Source organism: Paenibacillus antri (assembly GCF_005765165.1).
GTDB classification, from domain to species: Bacteria; Bacillota; Bacilli; order Paenibacillales; family YIM-B00363; genus Paenibacillus_AE; species Paenibacillus_AE antri.
The window spans coordinates 1-19,296 of sequence record NZ_VCIW01000002.1; the positions used below are offsets into that span (position 1 = coordinate 1).

Annotated in this window: 22 protein-coding genes, 18 tRNA genes and 1 rRNA gene; 36 read left to right on the forward strand and 5 right to left on the reverse strand. The window is 57.7% G+C overall.

The genetic code is table 11. The features are described from left to right. From FE782_RS03045 to FE782_RS03140, 20 genes are all read left to right on the forward strand, one after another. Positions 1 to 143: ribosomal RNA gene (locus tag FE782_RS03045) — 23S ribosomal RNA — on the forward strand; the annotation flags it as partial. 107 nt (positions 144 to 250) lie between these two features. Beyond that, a tRNA-Asn gene (locus tag FE782_RS03050) sits at positions 251 to 326 on the forward strand. Positions 327 to 331: 5 nt separating this feature from the next. Beyond that, positions 332 to 421, forward strand: a tRNA-Ser gene (locus tag FE782_RS03055). 10 nt (positions 422 to 431) lie between these two features. Next, a tRNA-Glu gene (locus FE782_RS03060) sits at positions 432 to 506 on the forward strand. An 8-nt stretch (positions 507 to 514) separates the two neighbouring features. Beyond that, positions 515 to 590: transfer RNA gene (locus tag FE782_RS03065), tRNA-Val, on the forward strand. 18 nt (positions 591 to 608) lie between these two features. Continuing rightward, positions 609 to 685 (forward strand) — tRNA-Met (locus FE782_RS03070). A gap of 12 nt (positions 686 to 697) precedes the next feature. Continuing rightward, positions 698 to 774 (forward strand) — tRNA-Asp (locus FE782_RS03075). A 25-nt stretch (positions 775 to 799) separates the two neighbouring features. After that, positions 800 to 875 (forward strand) — tRNA-Phe (locus FE782_RS03080). A 14-nt stretch (positions 876 to 889) separates the two neighbouring features. Then, positions 890 to 965, forward strand: a tRNA-Thr gene (locus FE782_RS03085). 14 nt (positions 966 to 979) lie between these two features. Further along, positions 980 to 1,065: transfer RNA gene (locus FE782_RS03090), tRNA-Tyr, on the forward strand. Position 1,066: 1 nt separating this feature from the next. Continuing rightward, positions 1,067 to 1,140: transfer RNA gene (locus FE782_RS03095), tRNA-Trp, on the forward strand. A 17-nt stretch (positions 1,141 to 1,157) separates the two neighbouring features. Beyond that, positions 1,158 to 1,233: transfer RNA gene (locus tag FE782_RS03100), tRNA-His, on the forward strand. A 9-nt stretch (positions 1,234 to 1,242) separates the two neighbouring features. Then, a tRNA-Gln gene (locus tag FE782_RS03105) sits at positions 1,243 to 1,314 on the forward strand. A 6-nt stretch (positions 1,315 to 1,320) separates the two neighbouring features. After that, positions 1,321 to 1,395 (forward strand) — tRNA-Gly (locus FE782_RS03110). Positions 1,396 to 1,405: 10 nt separating this feature from the next. After that, positions 1,406 to 1,479: transfer RNA gene (locus FE782_RS03115), tRNA-Cys, on the forward strand. Between the two features lie 11 nt (positions 1,480 to 1,490). After that, a tRNA-Leu gene (locus FE782_RS03120) sits at positions 1,491 to 1,579 on the forward strand. A 13-nt stretch (positions 1,580 to 1,592) separates the two neighbouring features. Further along, positions 1,593 to 1,669: transfer RNA gene (locus tag FE782_RS03125), tRNA-Arg, on the forward strand. 18 nt (positions 1,670 to 1,687) lie between these two features. Continuing rightward, positions 1,688 to 1,766 (forward strand) — tRNA-Leu (locus FE782_RS03130). A 16-nt stretch (positions 1,767 to 1,782) separates the two neighbouring features. Next, positions 1,783 to 1,861 (forward strand) — tRNA-Leu (locus tag FE782_RS03135). A gap of 101 nt (positions 1,862 to 1,962) precedes the next feature. Next, on the forward strand, positions 1,963 to 3,171 hold the full coding sequence (locus FE782_RS03140) for an ROK family protein (RefSeq protein ID WP_138192436.1): 1,209 nt from the start codon (positions 1,963 to 1,965) through the stop codon (positions 3,169 to 3,171). 66 nt (positions 3,172 to 3,237) lie between these two features. Here FE782_RS03140 and FE782_RS32735 read toward each other — a convergent pair whose 3' ends face one another. The 3 genes from FE782_RS32735 to FE782_RS03150 form a co-directional block, all read right to left on the reverse strand. After that, positions 3,238 to 3,336, reverse strand: coding sequence for a YjcZ family sporulation protein (locus tag FE782_RS32735; protein WP_238392327.1), 99 nt, complete (start codon positions 3,334 to 3,336; stop codon positions 3,238 to 3,240). Between the two features lie 44 nt (positions 3,337 to 3,380). After that, a complete protein-coding gene (locus FE782_RS03145) occupies positions 3,381 to 3,470 on the reverse strand; it encodes a sporulation protein YjcZ (protein WP_138192438.1) in 90 nt (29 codons plus the stop codon). Positions 3,471 to 3,686: 216 nt separating this feature from the next. Beyond that, positions 3,687 to 4,925, reverse strand: a complete 1,239-nt coding sequence (locus FE782_RS03150; protein ID WP_138192440.1) for a C40 family peptidase — start codon at positions 4,923 to 4,925, stop codon at positions 3,687 to 3,689. A gap of 424 nt (positions 4,926 to 5,349) precedes the next feature. Between FE782_RS03150 and FE782_RS03155 the strand changes: the two genes are divergently transcribed. The 8 genes from FE782_RS03155 to FE782_RS03190 all read left to right on the forward strand — a co-directional run bounded on the left by FE782_RS03155 (position 5,350) and on the right by FE782_RS03190 (position 10,565). Beyond that, entirely contained in the window at positions 5,350 to 5,640 is a 291-nt protein-coding gene (locus FE782_RS03155) for a LiaF transmembrane domain-containing protein (protein ID WP_238392328.1), read from the forward strand. A gap of 27 nt (positions 5,641 to 5,667) precedes the next feature. Continuing rightward, complete coding sequence (locus tag FE782_RS03160; protein ID WP_138192444.1) at positions 5,668 to 6,342, forward strand: PspA/IM30 family protein; 675 nt, start codon at positions 5,668 to 5,670, stop codon at positions 6,340 to 6,342. Then, positions 6,339 to 6,842, forward strand: a complete 504-nt coding sequence (locus FE782_RS03165; RefSeq protein ID WP_138192446.1) for a PspC domain-containing protein — start codon at positions 6,339 to 6,341, stop codon at positions 6,840 to 6,842. Before FE782_RS03160 ends, FE782_RS03165 begins: the two co-directional genes overlap by 4 nt. 1 nt (position 6,843) lies before the next feature. Further along, a complete protein-coding gene (locus FE782_RS03170; RefSeq protein WP_138192447.1) occupies positions 6,844 to 7,512 on the forward strand; it encodes a PspA/IM30 family protein in 669 nt (222 codons plus the stop codon). A 105-nt stretch (positions 7,513 to 7,617) separates the two neighbouring features. Beyond that, entirely contained in the window at positions 7,618 to 8,310 is a 693-nt protein-coding gene (liaF, locus tag FE782_RS03175; RefSeq protein WP_138192449.1) for a cell wall-active antibiotics response protein LiaF, read from the forward strand. Positions 8,311 to 8,326: 16 nt separating this feature from the next. After that, positions 8,327 to 9,388 carry a HAMP domain-containing sensor histidine kinase gene (locus tag FE782_RS03180; RefSeq protein WP_138192451.1) on the forward strand — a complete coding sequence of 354 codons (1,062 nt, stop codon included), beginning with the start codon at positions 8,327 to 8,329 and terminating at the stop codon, positions 9,386 to 9,388. Next, the gene (locus tag FE782_RS03185) at positions 9,378 to 10,022 is read left to right on the forward strand and encodes a response regulator (protein ID WP_202914478.1); all 645 of its coding nucleotides are present in this window, start codon (positions 9,378 to 9,380) and stop codon (positions 10,020 to 10,022) included. The genes FE782_RS03180 and FE782_RS03185 overlap by 11 nt, the downstream gene beginning before the upstream one ends. A gap of 93 nt (positions 10,023 to 10,115) precedes the next feature. After that, entirely contained in the window at positions 10,116 to 10,565 is a 450-nt protein-coding gene (locus FE782_RS03190) for a GNAT family N-acetyltransferase (protein ID WP_138192455.1), read from the forward strand. 19 nt (positions 10,566 to 10,584) lie between these two features. Here FE782_RS03190 and FE782_RS03195 read toward each other — a convergent pair whose 3' ends face one another. Next, positions 10,585 to 10,965 carry a hypothetical protein gene (locus FE782_RS03195; protein ID WP_138192457.1) on the reverse strand — a complete coding sequence of 127 codons (381 nt, stop codon included), beginning with the start codon at positions 10,963 to 10,965 and terminating at the stop codon, positions 10,585 to 10,587. 197 nt (positions 10,966 to 11,162) lie between these two features. On the opposite strand from FE782_RS03195, the gene zwf reads away from it, so the two are divergent. The 3 genes from zwf (at position 11,163) to FE782_RS03210 (ending at position 14,902) form a co-directional block, all read left to right on the forward strand. Then, a complete protein-coding gene (gene zwf, locus FE782_RS03200) occupies positions 11,163 to 12,710 on the forward strand; it encodes a glucose-6-phosphate dehydrogenase (RefSeq protein ID WP_138192459.1) in 1,548 nt (515 codons plus the stop codon). 22 nt (positions 12,711 to 12,732) lie between these two features. Next, positions 12,733 to 14,307 (forward strand): peptide chain release factor 3, encoded by a 1,575-nt coding sequence (locus FE782_RS03205; RefSeq protein WP_138192461.1) that lies wholly within the window; start codon positions 12,733 to 12,735, stop codon positions 14,305 to 14,307. A gap of 175 nt (positions 14,308 to 14,482) precedes the next feature. After that, positions 14,483 to 14,902 (forward strand): LytTR family transcriptional regulator DNA-binding domain-containing protein, encoded by a 420-nt coding sequence (locus tag FE782_RS03210; protein WP_138192463.1) that lies wholly within the window; start codon positions 14,483 to 14,485, stop codon positions 14,900 to 14,902. A 127-nt stretch (positions 14,903 to 15,029) separates the two neighbouring features. Here FE782_RS03210 and sspI read toward each other — a convergent pair whose 3' ends face one another. Further along, positions 15,030 to 15,236 (reverse strand): small acid-soluble spore protein SspI, encoded by a 207-nt coding sequence (sspI, locus tag FE782_RS03215; protein WP_138192465.1) that lies wholly within the window; start codon positions 15,234 to 15,236, stop codon positions 15,030 to 15,032. Between the two features lie 154 nt (positions 15,237 to 15,390). Here sspI and FE782_RS03220 point away from each other — a divergent pair, with 154 nt between their 5' ends. The 5 genes from FE782_RS03220 to FE782_RS03240 all read left to right on the forward strand — a co-directional run bounded on the left by FE782_RS03220 (position 15,391) and on the right by FE782_RS03240 (position 19,259). Then, the gene (locus FE782_RS03220) at positions 15,391 to 16,200 is read left to right on the forward strand and encodes a TrmH family RNA methyltransferase (protein ID WP_138192467.1); all 810 of its coding nucleotides are present in this window, start codon (positions 15,391 to 15,393) and stop codon (positions 16,198 to 16,200) included. Positions 16,201 to 16,579: 379 nt separating this feature from the next. Next, positions 16,580 to 17,134, forward strand: coding sequence for a GNAT family N-acetyltransferase (locus tag FE782_RS03225; RefSeq protein WP_138192469.1), 555 nt, complete (start codon positions 16,580 to 16,582; stop codon positions 17,132 to 17,134). 315 nt (positions 17,135 to 17,449) lie between these two features. Further along, positions 17,450 to 18,109, forward strand: a complete 660-nt coding sequence (locus FE782_RS03230) for a class I SAM-dependent methyltransferase (protein WP_138192471.1) — start codon at positions 17,450 to 17,452, stop codon at positions 18,107 to 18,109. 77 nt (positions 18,110 to 18,186) lie between these two features. Further along, positions 18,187 to 18,744 carry a CBO0543 family protein gene (locus FE782_RS03235; protein ID WP_238392329.1) on the forward strand — a complete coding sequence of 186 codons (558 nt, stop codon included), beginning with the start codon at positions 18,187 to 18,189 and terminating at the stop codon, positions 18,742 to 18,744. Positions 18,745 to 18,821: 77 nt separating this feature from the next. After that, entirely contained in the window at positions 18,822 to 19,259 is a 438-nt protein-coding gene (locus tag FE782_RS03240; protein WP_138192473.1) for a MarR family winged helix-turn-helix transcriptional regulator, read from the forward strand. Positions 19,260 to 19,296: the final 37 nt, after the last annotated feature.

The following is a 19,296-nucleotide window of genomic DNA, read 5'->3' on the forward strand; positions in this document are numbered from 1 at the left end:
AAAGCATCTAAGCGTGAAGCCCCCCTCAAGATGAGATTTCCCTGCTTGAAGACCCCATGTAGACGACGTGGTTGATAGGTTCGGGGTGGAAGCGCGGCAACGCGTGGAGCTGACGAATACTAATCGGTCGAGGACTTATCCAAAAAAAGTCGCCGATAACGCAATTTACCATTGCATTAGAGGCCGGATGTGTAGTATACTCAGTTTCGCATTCAGTTTTCAGGGAACAATACCTGAGAAAGCATAACGTTCCCCGATAGCTCAGTTGGTAGAGCACTCGACTGTTAATCGAGTTGTCACAGGTTCGAGTCCTGTTCGGGGAGCCACCTCTGGAGAGGTGTCCGAGTGGTCGAAGGAGCACGATTGGAAATCGTGTAGGCGTGAAAGCGTCTCGAGGGTTCGAATCCCTCTCTCTCCGCCATTATATATACGGCCCGTTGGTCAAGGGGTTAAGACACCTCCCTTTCACGGAGGTAACAGGGGTTCGAATCCCCTACGGGTCACCATGATTCATGGGCGCTTAGCTCAGCCGGGAGAGCATCTGCCTTACAAGCAGAGGGTCGGCGGTTCGATCCCGTCAGCGCCCACCATATTTACCTAATGAACGTCGCGGGGTGGAGCAGTCCGGTAGCTCGTCGGGCTCATAACCCGAAGGTCGTAGGTTCAAATCCTGCCCCCGCAACCAATTCTTCATCGCGGAGCCGTGGTGTAGAGGCCTAACATGCCTGCCTGTCACGCAGGAGACCGCGGGTTCGAATCCCGTCGGCTCCGCCATTTTTAACAAACTGCCGTATAAGTCGGCTTGGTAGCTCAGTCGGTAGAGCAATGGACTGAAAATCCATGTGTCGGCGGTTCGATTCCGTCCCAAGCCACCATTTCACGGAATTACGCCGCTGTAGCTCAATTGGTAGAGCAACTGACTTGTAATCAGTAGGTTGGGGGTTCAAGTCCTCTCGGCGGCACCATTGTTTTGCATCATGGGGGATTAGCGAAGTGGCCAAACGCGGGAGACTGTAAATCTCTTCTCTTACGAGTTCGGTGGTTCGAATCCATCATCCCCCACCATAGGGGCATAGTTTAAAGGTAGAACAGCGGTCTCCAAAACCGTTAGTGTGGGTTCAATTCCTGCTGCCCCTGCCATTTTATCTTGTTTCATGGCGACCGTGGCGAAGTGGTTAACGCATCGGTTTGTGGATCCGACATTCGGGGGTTCAATTCCCCTCGGTCGCCCCATTTGTTTATTGGGGATTAGCCAAGCGGTAAGGCAACGGACTTTGACTCCGTCATTCCCAGGTTCGATCCCTGGATCCCCAGTTTTATGCGGACGTGGCTCAGTGGTAGAGCATCGCCTTGCCAAGGCGAGGGTCGTGGGTTCGAATCCCATCGTCCGCTCCATCAATTTTACGGCGCCATAGCCAAGTGGTAAGGCAGAGCTCTGCAAAAGCTCTACCCCCAGTTCGAGTCTGGGTGGCGCCTCCAATCTTCCAATCGCCGGGGTGGCGGAATCGGCAGACGCACAGGACTTAAAATCCTGCGGTAGGTGACTACCGTACGAGTTCAAGTCTCGTCCTCGGCACCACACATCTGAATATGTGCCCTTAGCTCAGCCGGATAGAGCGTTTGACTACGAATCAAAAGGTCAGGAGTTCGAATCTCTTAGGGCACGCCATCTTTTTCTTGTTTATGTGCCGATGTGGCGGAATGGCAGACGCGCTCGACTCAAAATCGAGTGGGAAACCGTGGAGGTTCGAGTCCTCTCATCGGTATCATAAACCCTAATATGCCGGCGTGGCGGAATGGCAGACGCGCTCGACTCAAAATCGAGTGGGAAACCGTGGAGGTTCGAGTCCTCTCGCCGGTATCATCTTTTTTCTAAATAACGATTACGACTCAGACAACTCTGAAGGAGCTCTCCCTTCGGAGTTTTTTTGTATTCAGGCATCGAGGGGGAGGGCGAACGGTATGATCGCCATTAAAGATCGAATCGGCAACGCGAAGGCGAAGACGATCTACGGACTCGTCCGCAAATACGGAACGGTTTCGAAGCAGCTGCTTCAAGAACAGAGCGAGATGAAGGGGAGCACGCTGACGCGGCTTCTGGAGGATATGACGGCGGACGGCTGGATCGAGGAGGTCGGCTTCGGCGAATCCACCGGCGGCCGGCGGCCGATTTTATACCGGCTGCGAGCGGAACAGGGCTACGTTTTCGGACTGGATATTTCTCGGATTCACTCAAGACTGGTTCTCTGCGATTTAAGTTTCCGTAAGCTTGATTCAAGGGTATGGAAGATGACCGCGTCGTCTACGCCGGAAGTGTTGATCCAGCATATGACGGAAGCGATGGAACATATGCTCGACATTCACGGCATTCCGAAGGAGCGGTTGCTGGGCGTCGGCGTCGGCGGCGTGGGGCCGTTGGATCGTCAGAAGGGCGTCATTACGAATCCGCTGTATTTCCCTTCTACGGGGTGGAACGACGTCCCCGTCTGTCGGATGATTTCGAGCCGAATGGGCGTGCCTTGCTCGCTGGATAACGGGGCGAACGCCGCGCTCCTCGGGGAATACTGGACGGACGCTCCGGAGGAACGAGGCGAGCACGTCTTGTATATTCATGGGGGGATCGGTCTCCGATCCGCAATGCTCTCGAACGGGAAGCTGGTTTATGGAGCGGTCGATATGGAAGGCGCCGTAGGGCAGATGATCATTCAGACCGACGGCGTACCGCACCGCGAGCCGGACGGCAATTACGGCTGCCTCGAGTCGTATGCGAGTATCTATGCTTTGGAACAGGCGGCGGTGTCCCGCTTGAAGCAAGGACGGGAGAGCGCGTTAAGGGCTCTTGTCGATCGTCCCGAACAGCTTAAGTTCGAGCATCTCGTCGAAGCGATTCACGGCGGCGATCCGCTGACGCAGGAGCTGTTCATTCAATCGGCGACGTATTTCGGCATCGGTCTTGCGAACATGTTAAATATGCTTCATCCGGAGAAAGTGATCTTAGGCGGTCCGATGTTCAATACCCAAAATATGTACTTCGAAACCGCGACGCAGGTCGCCATCCGCAACACGTATTACTACCCCGCTTATCAGGTGACCTTCAGCCGAGGGAAGCTCGGCGAAGAAGCGCTTGCGGTAGGCGCGGCGGTCATGTCGGCAGGTCAACTTACGGATTAGGAGCCGCATCGCCGGAAAAGCCGCCGAAGCCCGAAGGCCCCGACGGCTTGCACCGTTATCCCGTCCTTACACGCCGAAGTAGCCAGCGCGGGAGATGATGACGAGAAGGATGAAGAGCACGAGAATCGCGCCCGTGGACGTCCAACCGTAGCCAACTGCCGTCATTGCATCTGCCTCCTTCCTAAGCGTGTAGCTGTCGTCGTTTTAGATTACAGCACCCATACGCGAGAGACGATCACCAGAAGGATGAAGAGCACGAGGATCACGCCCGTCGTCGTGTAGCCGGTTACTGCCGTCATGGAATCCCCTCCTCCTTATTTCGAATCGTCGCTTCGGCGAATCGATCCGAGAAGTTACTACAACATATGAGGCGTATGGCATGAGCGTATGGACGATTATCCCGGTGGCGCCTGCCGCTCTCCGCCCAAAAATCGGCGCCAGCCTTTCCGGGTTAACGAAGAAACCGTCAAGCGAGTATTTTCGCCTGACGGTTTTTTATGTTCGGATGAGGGCCTCTATAAGGCGCTGCCGCCGAATAGCAACCTGTACTCCCAGTGGTTGTCGCCGATCGAGTCGACGCGAACGCCGCCGGAATCCTTCGAGTATGTATGTAAGATTTGTCCGTTGCCGAGGTAGATCGCGTCGTGCGTAATGCGCTCTTCCGACCGGTCGACGCCGTCGTAATCGGATTTGGACGAGCCCTCGTAGCTCATGAAAAACAGGATATCGCCCGGCTTCAGATCCCGCCAATCGCTGCTCGTCCGTCCGAGCGCTTTCACGTAATCGCCTTGCCCGCGGGAGTCGCTCGGCAGCGTAATGCCGGCGCCTTCGAGGAAGGCGGTGCGCACGAAATCCGAACAATCGAACGTGTCGGTCGTATATCGATCGGAGCCGTATTCGTACGGCGTGCCGAGATATCGTTTTCCCGCTTGAATGATGTTCTGCACTACGGCGGGTACGTCGCCCGGATCGATGACCGGCGGTTTATAGTTGGCGTCGATGTACTGAGAGCTTGTGCTGACGAAGCCGATATTGCCGTATTTATCTCTCACCTTATACCAGCTGTTGCTCGGCTTGGCGAGAATCGCGACGGTTTCGCCTTTGGCCACATAACGGATCCGGTCGTACGAGGTCCCCGGTCCTTCTCGGAGCGAGACGCTGGATACGATGACGCCCGTGTCGTCCGCAGGCGCGGAGGGCGCGGACGGCGGAGTCGGCGCAGGATTCGTTGGAGCCGGGGCTGCGTATTCGGTTGATATGTATTTCGAGTTCGTGCTGATATAGCCGACATTGCCGTACTTGTCTTTAACTTCGTACCAATAGCTGTTCGGCTTGCTTAGAATCGTGACGACCTCGCCCTTCTGCGCATATCGGATCCGATCGTCCGAGGTGGACGGGCCTTCGCGCATCGAGACGGACGCTACGATCGTGCCCGTATTTCGCTGTTGCTGAGGCGGCGCTTCCTGCGTCTCCGAAACGCTTATGTACTTGGCGTTCGTGCTCGTATATCCGACCGTGCCGTTCCGGTCCTTCACCTTATACCAATAGGCGTTCACTTTCTGCAGGATGGCGACGGTTTCGCCTTCCTTCAAATAACGGATGCGGCGGTCGTCCGTATTCGGTCCGACGCGGAAGGAGACGGAGCTTTCGATTTCTCCGATAAGCGCGGCGTAAGCGGTGGACGGGGACAGGACAGGAGCGGAGCCGAGGAGCAGGGCGCCGGCCAGCGTCGATGCGATCCATTTGCGGTTCATGTGTCGAATTCCTCCAGCGTATGTAAAGTAGTAGACAAGCTTCTATGTATATTGAAATCATAGCATAGACCGGCCCGCGCGATTTACCTGTAAATGTTCCCAAACGGCGCGCGGCCGCGCGGTTCGAATTCCGCCCGCGGGGACGGGTAGGACGTCTGTCGGATCGGCTTCGCGTCCCATTGGGACGCTGGTCGGGGGAGCGAAGGGCCGAACGGCGCGGATTCGGAGCCTCCCTGCCCTCGGCGTCCTTCATGATCCCCCGCATCGGGACGATTCGATCATTTTCGCAGGTCGGTCGCCGTCCCCGCCTTGGGTCCAGTTCGAATTACCGTCAGCGGTCCGTTTTGACGAAACGGCATTTTCCCTAGAATAAAGACATGAAACAAAAACAAATCGCCTTCACGGAACGGAGATGAAACGGAAGATGAAATGGAATCGGAATACGGGGCTAGCGGTCGCGCTGATCGCCGTCGGCGCTTTGATCTTGCTGAATCGGATCGGGATCGACGTATTCGGCTGGCTGATCCCGCTCGCGATGCTCGGCCTCGGCTACTACGGCATCCGGCACGGACGCCAGACGATCGGTTGGATCGTGCTTACGATCGGATTGCTCGCTTTGGTCGGCAAGCTGTGGGGCATCCTAGCGTTCCTTGCCCCGATCGCGCTCATTTGGTTCGGATGGACGATGTTGAAGCGCCGGAAAATATACGAATAATCGCAAAGCAGAAGGAGGACGAGAGAGATGAGCATTACCAGAAGAGTTCGCGACTTGACGGTCGCTACCTTGAACGATCGGTTGGAACACGCGCAAGACCCGCTTCGCGTCATCGACGCGTTCCTCAGGGAGATGGCGGACGCGATCAAAGAAACCGAGGCGCTGCATCGCCAATGCGCGGCGCACACGGCAAGCGTGCGAGCGCAGTACTTACAATCCGACTCGCTGGCCCGGAGACGGGAAGAGCAAGCGGTACTCGCGGTGAAGGCAGGCGAGGACGGCGTCGCTCGGGCGGCGCTCGCGGAGAAGGCGTTGGAGGAAGAGAAGCGCGACGGCTACCGCGACCTGTACGAGCAAAGCCGGCGCTCCGTGGACGAGCTGGAGAGCCGCCTCGCGGAGCTCAAGCGGGAGTACCAGGAAGTGTACCACAAGCGTCAGTATTACTTGGCTCGGATCGAGACGCTCCGGCTGCAGCAGCGAATGCACGAGCGGACGCACCGCTACGCCTCGCAAGGCGGCAATTGGTTCAATCGCCTCGAGGACCGCATCACGGACATGGAGCTTGAAGCGCGTTCCTTGATGGATGTGCGCGGCGGCTTCGCGGATCGTACGGCGCAGGCGCTCGCGTTCGGCGAAGACAAGATCGAGCAGGCGCTCGCGCAGCTGAAGCGGAAGCTGGAAGGAGGAGACGGCAAATCATGAGACGCGTGTACCGATCCAGCCGAGACAAGAAGCTGTTCGGCGTCTGCGGCGGACTCGCCGAAGCGACGGGCATCGACGCCACGATCATCCGGATCGTTCTCGTGATTACAGCAGTCTTCTCCGGCGGCGCGCCTATCCCGATCTACATTATCGCGGCGATGGTCATGCCGAAGGATCCGACGTACGGACCTCACTTCGGAGGACACGACTCTCACCTCGGCGGGTACGGCTCCCACTTCGGGGGAAGCGGCTCGTACGGCGCCTCGAGCTGGAACGACGCGCCGAAGCAGCAGCCTTGGGGGACGCCGCCGCCTCCGCCGCATCAACCGCCCCATTACGGGACGACTTCGCAAGGGTACTACCCGCCGAACGAACCGGCGAAGGCGCCCAGCATCGACGACCTGATGGAAGATATCGAGAAGAAGGCTATGGCCAAAGAAATCGAACAACTGAAAGCGAAGCTCGCCAAATTAGAAAATGAACCTAAAGGAGACGATTAGGATGGGAGTATTTCAACGGATTAAAGATATGACGGTAGCCTCGATTCACGATGTACTGGACAAAGTAGAGGACCCGGTAGTAATGTTAAATCAATACTTGCGCGATATGGAAGAAGAGATCGCGAAGGCCGAAGTGACGGTAGCGAAGCAAATCGCAAGCGAACGCAAGCTGAAGCAGCGCCTGGACGAGGCGAAGCGCGCAGGCGACGCCCTGATGGCGAAGGCCGAGGAAGAGCTCCGCGCAGGCCGGGAAGAGACGGCGCGCGCCGCCCTCGAGGAAAACCTGAAGTACGCCGCGAAGGTCGAAGAAACGGAAACGTTGTACGAACAGACGAAGACGCATGCGGCGGAATTGACGTCGCAGCTTCACCAGATGAAAGAAGAGTTCTATAAGATGCGCAACAAGCGCAACGAGCTCGTGCAGCGCGCGCAGCTCGCCCGCATCAAGAAGCAGACGGCTACGGTTTCGTCCGCCAACGTGATCGAGAACGGCGGCGCGGCCCGCGGCTTCCACCGGATGGAAGAGAAGATTCTCCAGATGGAGGCGGAAGCGGAAGTGTCCCGGTTCCCGTACGGCACGGCGGTAACGGCGGATCCCGCGAAGAACGAGCGCGTGGACGCTCAGCTCGAAGACTTGAAGAAGAAATTGTCCGAAAGCGCCGGTCAATAACGACGAACGCGAGCCATAGGGGCGTCCGGATCACCCCGGACCCCCCTATGGCTCGTTCGCGGACGGCATCGGCACGGCTCCCGAAGGGGGAAGGAGGCGGCACCAATGGAACACGGCAAACGCAATACAGCCTTCTTGTTTATCGGCGCGGGATTGTATCTCGTCATCGGCCATCTGTTCGATTTCGTCACTGCCGGGGCGTTGGTGCTCGGCTTCTTCGGCTTCGCGATCGTTCGAGCCGCCTCGGACGAAGAACGGAAGGACTTATCCGGTTATCTTCTGCTCGGCGTCGCGGCGCTCGTCCTGCTCGCCAATCATCTAGCCTTCCTCGTCATCGTAGCGATCGTCTTAGGGTTGTGGTACTATCGTCAATCCAAACGAAAACCCGGAGAAGCGCCGGCAGCGTCGCCGAACCCGTTCGATACGTCCTTCGTCAAGCAGCATATCGTCGCCAACATTCGATGGGGACGCGGCGAACCGTGGACGGTTCGTTCGGCGCAGCTGTCGGTCGCCATCGCCGAAATCCAGATCGACATGACGAACGCGATCTTCGAAGAGCCGGTCGTCGATCTGCACCTGCAAGGGGTCATCGGGGATATCGACATCGTCGTGCCGGAGGACGTCGGGCTGACCGTCGACGCGCAGGTCGCCATCGGCGAAATTCACGTGGCGGGCGAACGCGGCGCGGGCATCATGAACCGTCTCGTCTGGCGTTCGCCGAACTTCGACGTCGCGGAGCACCGGGTGCAACTGCATATTTCGTACGCGGTCGCCGACGTCGACGTGAAAGTGCTGTGAACGGGAGGAGCCGGGCATGATTCCGAAATTGACGAGTTTGATGTGGAGAACGATGGCCGAGGGGATTATGCTCGGCCTTGCTTTATTTCTAGTCGTGACCTTGTCGGTCCAGAGCTTCGCCTTGCTGCGTCCGACCGACTGGCAAAGCGGTCTCCGGTTTACCGGGATCACGATTCTGTTCGTCTCCGCGGTCGGCGCCGCTTACGGGTATTGGCAAAGCATTCGGCTGAAGCGAAGAATCGAAACGCTGGAAGAGGCGATGCTGTATTTGGAGAAGGGGCATCTGTCGCGGCCGATGCCTCATCTCGGCGAGGACGAGATCGGCAGGTTGGCGGAGCGTCTGGGCGCGATCAGCGGCAAGTGGGAGGAACAGGTGACGTCGCTCCAACGCTTGTCGACGAACAACGCGGAGCTCGCCGAGAAGGCGCGGCTGTCCGCCGTCGTGGAAGAGCGGCAGCGGCTCGCCAGAGACTTGCACGACGCCGTCTCCCAGCAGTTGTTCGCCATCTCGATGACGGCGACGGCGCTCGGCCGCACGCTCGAGAAAGATTTGGAGAGGGCTAAGCGGCAGGTGGCGCTCATCGAAGAGATGTCTTCCGTCGCGCAATCGGAGATGCGCGCGCTGCTGCTTCATCTGCGGCCGGTCCATCTCGAAGGCAAGCCGTTCGCCGTCGCGCTGCGCGAACTGCTGCAGGAGCTATCGACGAAGATGCCGGTGGCCATTCAGTGGGAGATGGACGAGGACATCCGCCTGGCCAAGGGCGTGGAGGATCAGCTGTTCCGCATCGCGCAGGAAGCTATATCCAATACGCTGCGCCATTCTCGCGCCGAGCGGCTCGAGATGAAGCTGCTGCGCCGGGTCGACGGCGTGCGGCTCAGCATCCGGGACAACGGGATCGGCTTCGAATTGGATAAGAAAAAGCAAGCGTCTTACGGCCTCATGTCCATGGCCGAGCGCGTCAACGAAATCGGCGGGTTCATGAATATCGTTACCGCGCCGGGCAAAGGGACGAGGATCGAAATTCGCGTGCCGGTACCGGTCGACGAGGAAGAGGGAGCGAACGATGATGACGAGTAACGTGAAAGTATTGCTGGTGGACGACCATGAGATGGTGCGCATCGGCCTTGCGGCCGTGCTCGGCACCGAGGACGGCATCGAAGTGGTCGGGGAAGCGTCGAGCGGCAAGGAAGGGCTGCGATTAGCGGAGCAATACCGCCCGGACGTCGTCTTGATGGATCTCGTCATGGAAGAGATGGACGGCATCGAGACGACGCGCCGGATGATGGAGAAGTTCCCGGATTGTAAGGTAATCGTGCTGACGAGCTATCTTGACGACGAGAAGCTGTACCCGGTCATCGAAGCCGGAGCGTTCAGCTACTTGCTGAAGACGTCGCGGGCGACGGAGATCGCCGCCGCGATTCGCGCCGCGGCGAACGGCCAACCGGTGTTGGAGTCGCAGGTCGCGTCGAAGATGATGAACCGGTTCCGCCAGCCGAAGGCCGAAGCACTGCCGCATCACGAGCTGACCGAGCGGGAGATGGAAGTGCTGAAGCTTATCGCTAAGGGCCGCTCCAATCAAGAGCTTGCGGACGAGCTGTACATCGGCATTAAGACCGTCAAGTTCCACGTGACGAACATCTTAGGGAAGCTGGGCGTGGAGGATCGCACGCAGGCGGCCATCTACGCGCATAAGAACGGACTGGCGGACTGATTCGCCGCCGGGGGAGACAGATGTCCAATCCGACCGAGTCTTCCGCGAATACCGTAGTTAGCAATACGGTGTTCGTCGGAAGGACGGTGGCTTATGATTCGCGGCAGAAGGCCGGCGTCGGACGACAAGCCCATTTTGCGTCTGATCCGGCAAGAACTGATCCCTTTGAATCCTCCGCAACTGCGTCCGCGATGGTCGAAGCGGGAAATTCTCAGGCGGGTGGACCGCGGCGCGACGTTCGTCTGGGTGCCCGACGGGAAGCCATACGCCCCCGCCGCCGGGTTCCTTACGGCGGTCGTCCGCGGCGACGAGCTGTTCGTCGACATGCTGGCGATGGATCGCGCCTTCCAAGGGGCCGGAGCCGGCGGAGAGCTGCTGCGGCGAGCGGAGAAATACGGCATCGATCGGGGCTGCCGGGTGATGCGGTTGTACGTCAACGACGACAACGCGCGGGGCATCCGCTTCTATAGGAAGCACGGCATGGCTGCGGTATGGCACGAATCGGGCATTCAGAGTTATGTAATGGAGAAGCGGATCGGGTAACCGACCGCTTCTTCGCGCGTTACGGCAGCAGCGCGAACAACAGCGCGATCGTCGCGAGGTCGAGCGCCAGTCCGGGTCCGGGCGGGACGATCGGTCCATAAGGGTTGTAAGGTCCGTACGGAATCGCAGGCGTAAACGGGGACGGCGGGAGCGCGGCGTTCGAGGACGCGCGCTTGCTCTTGCGCTTGCCGACCTTGGCCTGAACGGTCGCTTTCTTGGTCAGCTTGCGGCGCTTCGCCTTCGCCTTCGCCGCGGCGGGTCCGCCGTTCAGATGGAGACAGCCCTTCTCGCAGCCGGTCAAGATGCCGTAGTGACGCGTGCCGTCCATCAGGACGACGCCGACCGGGCGATTCATAAAGATGCGTACATGTTCTTCGCGAACCGGATATTCCACATGCATGCCGGATTCACACCTCCCAAGGGGCATATACCATACTGTATTCGCCCGTTCCGGTCCGCGCCCGCATCGGGACGGACCGACCGCGCCCATTTTTCCGGGGCGGACGAGTTTCGTAGCATTTTCCCGCGGTGTTTGATAAACTGGGAATATTGCCGTGTTCTCACGGCCAAAATTTACATAAGAAAGAATGAGGCCGCATGAACTTATCCCCGGATGGAGCCGTAATCGTCCTGTTCGGAGCGACCGGCGACCTGGCCCGGCGCAAGCTGTTCCCGGCGTTCTATAGTTTATATAGGGAAGGAAAGCTGAGCGACCGGTTCGCCGTCGTCGGCGTCGCCCGCCGCCCGAGAACCGACGAGCAATTCCAAGAAGACGTCCTTGAATCGATCCGCGAGTTCGCCCGTCATCAACCGGGAGAAGACGACGATTGGGACGCGTTCGCTTCCCATTTCCGCTACATGTCGCTCGACATTCACGATCTGGACGGCTTCCGCCGTCTGAACTCCCTCGCCGGGCAATTAGACGAGACGTTCGCGGTCGGGGGCAATCGGCTGTTCTACCTGGCGCTCGCGCCCGAGCTGTTCGGCGACGTATCGCTGAACCTGAAGGGCGGCGGGCTGCTGGATTCCGCCGGTTGGCACCGCCTTGTCATCGAGAAGCCTTTCGGCTACGACTTGGAGTCGGCCGAGAAGCTGAACGAAGAGCTTCGTCGCGTGTTCCCGGAAGAAGACATCTACCGGATCGACCATTACCTCGGCAAGGAGATGGTCCAGAACATCGAGGTAATCCGCTTCACGAACGCGTTCTTCGAGCCGCTGTGGAACAACCGCTACATCTCGAACATCCAGATCACGCTCAGCGAGACGGTCGGGGTCGAAGAGCGCGGCGGTTACTACGACACGGCGGGAGCGCTGCGGGACATGGGGCAAAACCATATGCTGCAGATGGTGACGATGATGGCGATGGAGCCGCCGAGCGTGCTGCATCCCGAAGCGGTACGGGACGAGAAGGTGAAGGTGCTGAAGAGCATGCGCCTGTACAAGGACGCCGAAGACGTCCGCCGGAACGTCGTTCGCGGGCAATACGTCGCCGGGGAGTCGAAGGGGAAGGCGCTGCGCGGCTATTTGGAAGAGGATAAAGTGCCGGAGCATTCGACGACGGAGACGTATTTCGCGGCGAAAATTTTCGTCGACAACTTCCGCTGGGCAGGCGTGCCGTTCTACGTACGTACTGGAAAAAGGCTGCCGGCCAAGGCGACGGAAGTCGTCGTCGAGTTCAAAAACGTGCCGGAGAACGTCTATCTGGCGAGCAAGCATCAGCTGCAGACGAACCTGCTCGTCTTCCGGGTCAATCCGATGGAAGGCGTCTACATAAAGTTCAACGCGAAGGCGCCCGGCTCGGAGGAGCGGATCGTTCCGGTGGCGATGGATTTCTGCCACTCGAACGGCGTCGGCATCAATACGCCGGAAGCGTACGAGCGGCTCATCCACGACGCGGTGCGCGGCGATTCGACGTATTTCACCCGCTGGGACGAGGTGGCGGCCGCTTGGCGGTTCGTAGACCGCATCGCGGCGGCATGGCGCGAATCGAACGACGACTTGCAGACGTACCCGGCGGGCTCGTGGGGGCCGGAGGCGGCCGCGGCGATGCTGGAGCGGGAAGGCCACCGGTGGTGGCCGGTGAACGGGCAGCGCGACGACGACCAGGCCATTCGCCTCAGCAGCGATATCTCGGCGTCGACTTGACCAGGAAGGATCAATCGCAACTATGACTACGGAACAAATCAATAAAGAAGTGGAGAAACGGCGCACGTTCGCCATCATCTCCCACCCGGACGCGGGGAAGACGACGTTAACCGAGAAGCTGCTCTTGTTCGGCGGCGCCATTCGTCTCGCCGGCACGGTGAAGGGACGGAAGGCGGCCAAGTTCGCGACGTCCGACTGGATGGAAATCGAGAAGCAGCGGGGCATCTCGGTCACGTCCAGCGTTATGCAATTCGATTATTCGGGCAAGCGGATCAATATTCTCGATACGCCGGGTCACCAAGACTTCAGCGAAGACACGTACCGGACGCTGACGGCGGCCGACAGCGCGGTCATGCTGATCGACTCCGCGAAGGGCGTCGAGGCGCAGACGAAGAAGCTGTTCCAAGTGTGCCGCATGCGCGGCATTCCGATCTTCACCTTCATCAATAAACTCGACCGCGAAGGACGGGACCCGTTCGACCTGATGGAAGAGCTCGAGGAAGTGCTCGGCATCCGCTCCTATCCGATGAACTGGCCGATCGGCCAAGGCCGCGCTCTCAAGGGCGTCTACGACCGCCGGCAGTCCCGGATCGAGCTGTTCAACGGCGACGATCATTCGACGATCTCCGTCGAGGACGTGAAGGGCTACGACGATCCGCTCGTAGAGAAAGTGGCGGGCGAGCATCTGTACAAGCAGCTCCGCGAGGAGCTCGAGCTGCTCGAAGTCGCGGGCGACGCCTTCGATATGGAGAAGGTATCCCGCGGGGAGCTGACTCCCGTCTTCTTCGGGAGCGCCGTCAACAACTTCGGGGTACAGACGTTCCTCGACAACTTCTTGAAGCTCGCGCCGCCTCCGACGCCTCGCAAGAGCGAGACGGGCGTCGTGACGCCGGAGGAACCGAAGTTTTCCGGATACGTCTTCAAGATCCAAGCGAACATGAATCCGGCGCACCGGGACCGCATCGCGTTCCTGCGCATCGTCTCCGGGAAGTTCGAACGCGGCATGTCCGTGAAGCATGTGCGCGTCGGCAAGGAGATTAAGCTGTCTCAGCCGCAGCAGTTCCTGGCGCAAGACCGGGACATCGTCGAGGACGCGTATCCGGGAGACATCATCGGTCTGTTCGACCCGGGCATCTTCCGCATCGGCGACACGCTCGCCGAGAAGAGCGACATCACCTTCAACGAGCTGCCGGTATTCTCCCCCGAGATTTTCGCGAAAGTCGTCGTGAAGAATGCGCTCAAGCATAAGCAGTACCAGAAAGGCATCGATCAGCTGACGGAGGAAGGCACCATTCAGGTATTCCGGACGATCGGCTTCGAGGACACCATTCTCGGCGTCGTCGGACAGCTGCAGTTCGAGGTGTTCGAATATCGGATGAAGCATGAATACGGCGTTGACGTAGCGCTGCAGCGGCAGCCGTTCCAATTCGCCCGATGGGTCGTAGGGGAACATGTCGATCCTACTAAATTCCGGGTCAACTCGATTCTCTGTCATGACAAAAATGACAACTACGTAGCGTTGTTCGAGAGCGAATACGCGATGCGGACCGCCATCGAGCGGAACGAGAAGCTGCAGTTTCTGGAGACGGCGCCGTAACGGAATTACCCGCGATTCCTACCGAAAATAGGAGCGGATTCCTACTCTTTTCTATGAAAGTCGCTTGAAAATAGGAGTACTTTTCCTGAAGTTGCTATTTCCATACTATGGAACTTTATGGTATACTTCAGTCATAGGACTTTTGACAAGCTTCCAATGAAAAGAGTGATGATTGATGATGATGACAGTGCTTAAGCTGTGCGCCGACGGTTCGACGGAACTAGCCTGCATCAGCCTGCTCGACGTGGACTACATGGAGATCGAAGGGCGCAAGATCGTATACCACGTCGACCAAGCGAAGTACCGCCACATCTCGACGCTGTCCGAGCTGGAAGAGCATCTGGCGGCGCAAGGATTCGACATGTTGGACAAGACGAACCTCGTGAACTTGAACCGAGTCGCTTCGTTCGACGACACCCAAGGCAAAGTGTACTTCCAAGACCCAGTGACGAGCAGCAGCAAGTACGCTACGGTCGCCTTGATTAAACAGAAGCTGATTCGCCGAGAGATGCTGCATTCGGCCGCGGCGCATATTCGCGAAATTTTGAAGCGGATTAAGCTGAACGAGCTCAAGCAGCGCATTATGGAGTTTTAACGATGGACGCACCGGGGAGCCGGTGCTCTTTTTTTTGCGCGGGGACGTTCGCTGCGCCGGCCGCTCGAGACGGGCGTCCGAAGCGGCGGCGGAGGGAACGGACAGGGGCGAGGACTTGCGGATGGAATCAGTGCGGAAGATGCTCTCGAATCGTGTCGACCATCTTGTCCTGCTGCTCTTTGTCGATGTTTTTCCAGAGTACCTCGAATAACACGCCCAAGCCGGGAAGGGCGCGTTCGTCGCCGTCGATCGCGTCTTCGATCGTCTCGCGCAAGTCCTCGATCGACTTCGGTTCCATCTTCTTGTAGATCGCTTGGCGTAAACTTAAGATCATCGTTTTACCTCCGCTTTGCTGTTCCGAATCGGTATCGGGGATAGTATGCGCGGCGGGGCGCCTTTTCATGCCTCGGAGACCGGTTGGCGCAAGGCGAGCGTTTTGTCATACAATAGGGGTACTTTACTTTGTTTGGGGAAAAGGGGGCGGACATATGCGCGAGGCGGAGCCGATACGCTCCCTGCAAAATCCGCAGGTCAAAGCGTGGGCGTCCTTGCTCAGCAAGAAAGGGCGGGACGAAGCGGGACGGTTTCTGGTCGAAGGGGCGCACCTCGTCGTCGAAGCGCTCCGCAGCGGTTACGACGTGGCGGAGGTGTTGTACGTGCCGGGCAGTCCGGCGGCGGCGGAGGCTGCCGCAGCTGCCGGCCGAAGCACGCCGGATTGGATTCCCGTATCGGAGCAGGTGATGGCTAAGGTGGCGGAAGCCCGCACGCCGCAGGGCGTCGCCGCGGTCGTGAAGCAGCGAACCACGACACTGGACGAGCTGCTGGCCGCGAAGGGCCAGGGGCCGTTCATCGCCGTGGACGCGGTGCAGGACCCCGGCAACCTCGGCACGATTCTGCGAAGCGCGGACGCGGCCGGCGCCCGAGCGGTGCTTCTCGGCGTCGGCACGGTCGACGTCTACAACCCGAAGACGATTCGCGCGACGATGGGGGCGCTGTTCCATGTGCCGATCGTCGCGTGCGATCTGGCGGAGGCGCTGCCTCGGGCGAAGAACGCCGGCGTCCGCGTCGTCGGCACGTCGCTGGAGGCGCGCCGCTCCTGTTACGAGGCGCCGCTCGGCGGCGATATGTGCTTCTTGTTCGGCAACGAAGGAGCGGGCGTATCGCCTCGTCTGCTCGCGTTGGCGGACGAGACGGTCATTATTCCGATGCGCGGCGAGGCGGAATCGCTGAACGTGGCGATGGCGGCGACGGTGCTGTTGTTCGAGGCGCTGCGGCAGCGGGAGTATGGCAACGCGTAATAATGAAATCTTGCGTGATCCGAGGCGCTTCCATCGCTTTCATTGAAGGAAGCGCCTTGCCGCGCCTTACGAGAGTTTACAAGGTTGGTGCCGAGTGACCATCCGCTTGCGCATCGAGAGGCGATAGAACCGGAAGATTTGCGGGCCATCGTTTGCTGATCACCTCGGCGACTTGTCCTTACCGCAGAAAGCTTGAGATCGTAGTGAGGCAATCCGCTTATCCTTTCCAACGGGCGAGTCAGCGAATATACGACTTCTACAAGCAAGAATGGAGTGTCTAACCTAACGATTTGCGGGGATCCACGGAAAATTTGCGCGGGAAGGGGATCGCGTATCGGTTATCCTTAGGAGGACGATACTTGCGAGGGGAGTTTGCCTAATGGTTGTATTCGAATTTCCGGAACTCGAGACGGAGCGGTTGCGATTACGAAAGATGACGGTCGCGGATGCGGAAGCGGTGTTCGAATTGTTTTCCGACGCGGACGTTACGAAGGATATGGGAATCGCGCCATTTTCCGATGTTCGGCAAGCCGTTGAGTTGATCGATTTCATGAACGACTTGTTTCGGGAACGGAAAGCATTCCGATGGGGGATCATAAAGAAAGACGATAATGCCGTCATCGGAACTTGCGGCTTTAACGGCTGGGAAATGAATCGGGGCGCACGCGGAGAGATCGCTTATGATCTAGGGAAACCGTATTGGCGGCGCGGATTCATGACGGAGGCGTTACGAACCGTTATTCCTTTCGGTTTCGAAACTATGGGATTTTATCGCATAGAAGCATTCACGAACGTAGACGCGTTCCCATCGATGAAGCTGCTCCGACGCCTCGGGTTTAGGGAAGATGGTTTGCTGCGAGGATATGCTCTGTCGCGCGGAAAATACGTCGATCAACGTTGTTTTTCGTTGTTGAGAGACGAATGGATCGTTTAGGAGTGCCGTCGAATTCGCAAGGGCAGCGGTTCGTAAATTTCGGAGGTGCATATGACCAACCGACTGATTCGGATTGTCGATCGCCAACTCCAAGACAACGGAAACAAAAGCTTATTTTACGTAACTCCGGACGGTCGTTACGTTGTCGAACCGTCTCCGCGGTTTATTAGGGATTTATTTAGGGAGTGGAAGACAAGGAAGAACCCTGAGGTAGAACCGATGGCCGAATACGCGGTACAGAGAGTAATAGAGTCTCTTCTCCATGCGAATCAATTTTTGAATTTTTCGATTCGAGATATTCAGGAGTTGAAAGGGATGTACCTCCAATTTGCATTGGAGTTGGTCCCTCTGGCGAAGGGTGCGGATAACGCCGTTCGCGAAGAAGCGGATAACGCGTTCCGCGAACATTATCGGAAATTAAGGGAATTCCTTATCAGGACGAACGGTCAAGCCATATTCGCGAAATACAAGGAGAATGCGTATTTGTTCGACGTCGTTTGCGCGCAATACTCTCCTGAGTTTCAAGCAAACACGATGGGGATTGCCGGCCTCACGCTGAAGGAGCCTATCCTGGATATCGGATGCGGGAAGGACGCGAACCTGGTTCGTTTTTTAAGAATGAACGGTTTCCAGGCTTACGGCATCGATCGCTCGGTCGAAACGACCGAATATACGACGAAAGCGAATTGGTTCGAATTCAGCTTACAACCAAACTATTGGGGAACCGTCTTTTCCCATATGGCGTTTTCGAATCATTTCGGGCACCATCTTCTTCGCAGGGATGGAGATTACAGAGCCTATATGCAGAATTTTATCGAAATTTTACAGTCGCTTAAGGTCGGCGGAACGTTCATTTTCTCGCCGACGATTCCGTTCCTGGAGAAGGCGATGGAGAACGATTCGAACTTTCGGCTAGTACGTTACGAGGAGCAGACCGCTGCGATTATGCGGCTGCATGGGGTGAAGGGGAAGTAATAGAGGGTGCGTATATCCGAAGCGCTTCTAACCGACAATGATGGGGATAGAACCCCCTTCTTTGGAGTTGATCGCGCGTGGATTTGGATCCGTCCATTACTTTCGAACAAGTGCAAGAAGCAAGGGAAGCATTGAGGAATATCGGCACCTCCCACTGGCTTTCCGACGATCTGTTTTCTTGGAAGTGGTGGTTTCTTGTAGCGGCGGGGATCCTGCCATGGGTGGTCTGGCTGAAGTTTTTCATCGATCGGAAGCGCGTATTCGAGATTCTGACCTGCGGGTTTCTTGTCGGTACCTTCGCGGTCGCTCTGGACGGGATCGGGGTCGACCTTATGCTTTGGGCGTATCCGGATAAAGTTCTCCCTATGTTTCCGCCGCTGTTTCCGGCAGACTTAACCGTCATTCCGGTGAGTTTCATGGTCATCTACCAGTACACGAAGACATGGAAAACGTATCTCTTAGCGAACCTCGCACTAGCTGCATTCTATGCCTACCTCGTCGAGTCGTTGTTTGTCGTGTGGGAGATGTTCCAATTAATCCGGTGGACTCATACGTACTCATTTCTAGGCTTTGTTCTGCTTGGCTCGATCAATCGGTGGGTGATGTTGAAATTTGCCAAGTTGAGCGAGCGGTAGGGAAAGAATCGTTCTTGACAGGGGCGATATTCTCCGGGGATAATGTTAGTACCCTAACAAAGAGAGAGGTGGTGCCGATGAAGCCGCCTAAAGCGATCGGCTTCGAACTAAAGACGCTGGCGAACTTGATCAAAAGAAATTTGGACGAATGTTTCTCCGAAGATGCCGGGGAAGACGGATTGACGGGCATGCAGGGTTGGATCATCGGATACGTGGTCGCGTGTGCGGACCGCGAGGTGTTTCAACGAGATCTCGAGAAACAATTCAACATCCGCCGCGCGACGGTCACCGGCGTGCTGCAGGGAATGGAACGCAACGGTCTCATCGTTCGCGAGCCGGTAGAGTACGATGCAAGGTTGAAGAAGATTACGCTGACGCCGAAAGCGCGCGAAATCCATGAAAAGAACGTGCAGCGGTTTATCGACTTCGAAACGAAGCTTCGCAACGGGCTAAGCGAAGAGGAGATCGCTTCGTTCTTCGCGATCGCCGAGAAACTGAAGAAAAACCTGGAATGAGACTTTTACGTCCATATAGTTAGGTTCCTAACTGTAA

Bases quoted from the DNA above. Each gene is read 5' to 3' on its own strand.
- FE782_RS03230 (WP_138192471.1), top strand. From the start codon at position 17,450: ATGTACCTCCAATTTGCATTGGAGTTGGTCCCTCTGGCGAAGGGTGCG.
- FE782_RS03150 (WP_138192440.1), bottom strand. From the start codon at position 4,925: ATGAACCGCAAATGGATCGCATCGACGCTGGCCGGCGCCCTGCTCCTC.
- liaF (WP_138192449.1), top strand. From the start codon at position 7,618: ATGGAACACGGCAAACGCAATACAGCCTTCTTGTTTATCGGCGCGGGA.
- FE782_RS03140 (WP_138192436.1), top strand. From the start codon at position 1,963: ATGATCGCCATTAAAGATCGAATCGGCAACGCGAAGGCGAAGACGATC.
- FE782_RS32735 (WP_238392327.1), bottom strand. From the start codon at position 3,336: ATGACGGCAGTTGGCTACGGTTGGACGTCCACGGGCGCGATTCTCGTG.
- FE782_RS03155 (WP_238392328.1), top strand. From the start codon at position 5,350: ATGAAATGGAATCGGAATACGGGGCTAGCGGTCGCGCTGATCGCCGTC.
- FE782_RS03180 (WP_138192451.1), top strand. From the start codon at position 8,327: ATGATTCCGAAATTGACGAGTTTGATGTGGAGAACGATGGCCGAGGGG.
- FE782_RS03190 (WP_138192455.1), top strand. From the start codon at position 10,116: ATGATTCGCGGCAGAAGGCCGGCGTCGGACGACAAGCCCATTTTGCGT.
- sspI (WP_138192465.1), bottom strand. From the start codon at position 15,236: ATGATCTTAAGTTTACGCCAAGCGATCTACAAGAAGATGGAACCGAAG.
- zwf (WP_138192459.1), top strand. From the start codon at position 11,163: ATGAACTTATCCCCGGATGGAGCCGTAATCGTCCTGTTCGGAGCGACC.
- FE782_RS03210 (WP_138192463.1), top strand. From the start codon at position 14,483: ATGATGATGACAGTGCTTAAGCTGTGCGCCGACGGTTCGACGGAACTA.
- FE782_RS03195 (WP_138192457.1), bottom strand. From the start codon at position 10,965: ATGCATGTGGAATATCCGGTTCGCGAAGAACATGTACGCATCTTTATG.
- FE782_RS03165 (WP_138192446.1), top strand. From the start codon at position 6,339: ATGAGACGCGTGTACCGATCCAGCCGAGACAAGAAGCTGTTCGGCGTC.
- FE782_RS03240 (WP_138192473.1), top strand. From the start codon at position 18,822: ATGAAGCCGCCTAAAGCGATCGGCTTCGAACTAAAGACGCTGGCGAAC.
- FE782_RS03185 (WP_202914478.1), top strand. From the start codon at position 9,378: ATGACGAGTAACGTGAAAGTATTGCTGGTGGACGACCATGAGATGGTG.
- FE782_RS03160 (WP_138192444.1), top strand. From the start codon at position 5,668: ATGAGCATTACCAGAAGAGTTCGCGACTTGACGGTCGCTACCTTGAAC.
- FE782_RS03170 (WP_138192447.1), top strand. From the start codon at position 6,844: ATGGGAGTATTTCAACGGATTAAAGATATGACGGTAGCCTCGATTCAC.
- FE782_RS03220 (WP_138192467.1), top strand. From the start codon at position 15,391: ATGCGCGAGGCGGAGCCGATACGCTCCCTGCAAAATCCGCAGGTCAAA.
- FE782_RS03225 (WP_138192469.1), top strand. From the start codon at position 16,580: ATGGTTGTATTCGAATTTCCGGAACTCGAGACGGAGCGGTTGCGATTA.
- FE782_RS03205 (WP_138192461.1), top strand. From the start codon at position 12,733: ATGACTACGGAACAAATCAATAAAGAAGTGGAGAAACGGCGCACGTTC.
- FE782_RS03145 (WP_138192438.1), bottom strand. From the start codon at position 3,470: ATGACGGCAGTAACCGGCTACACGACGACGGGCGTGATCCTCGTGCTC.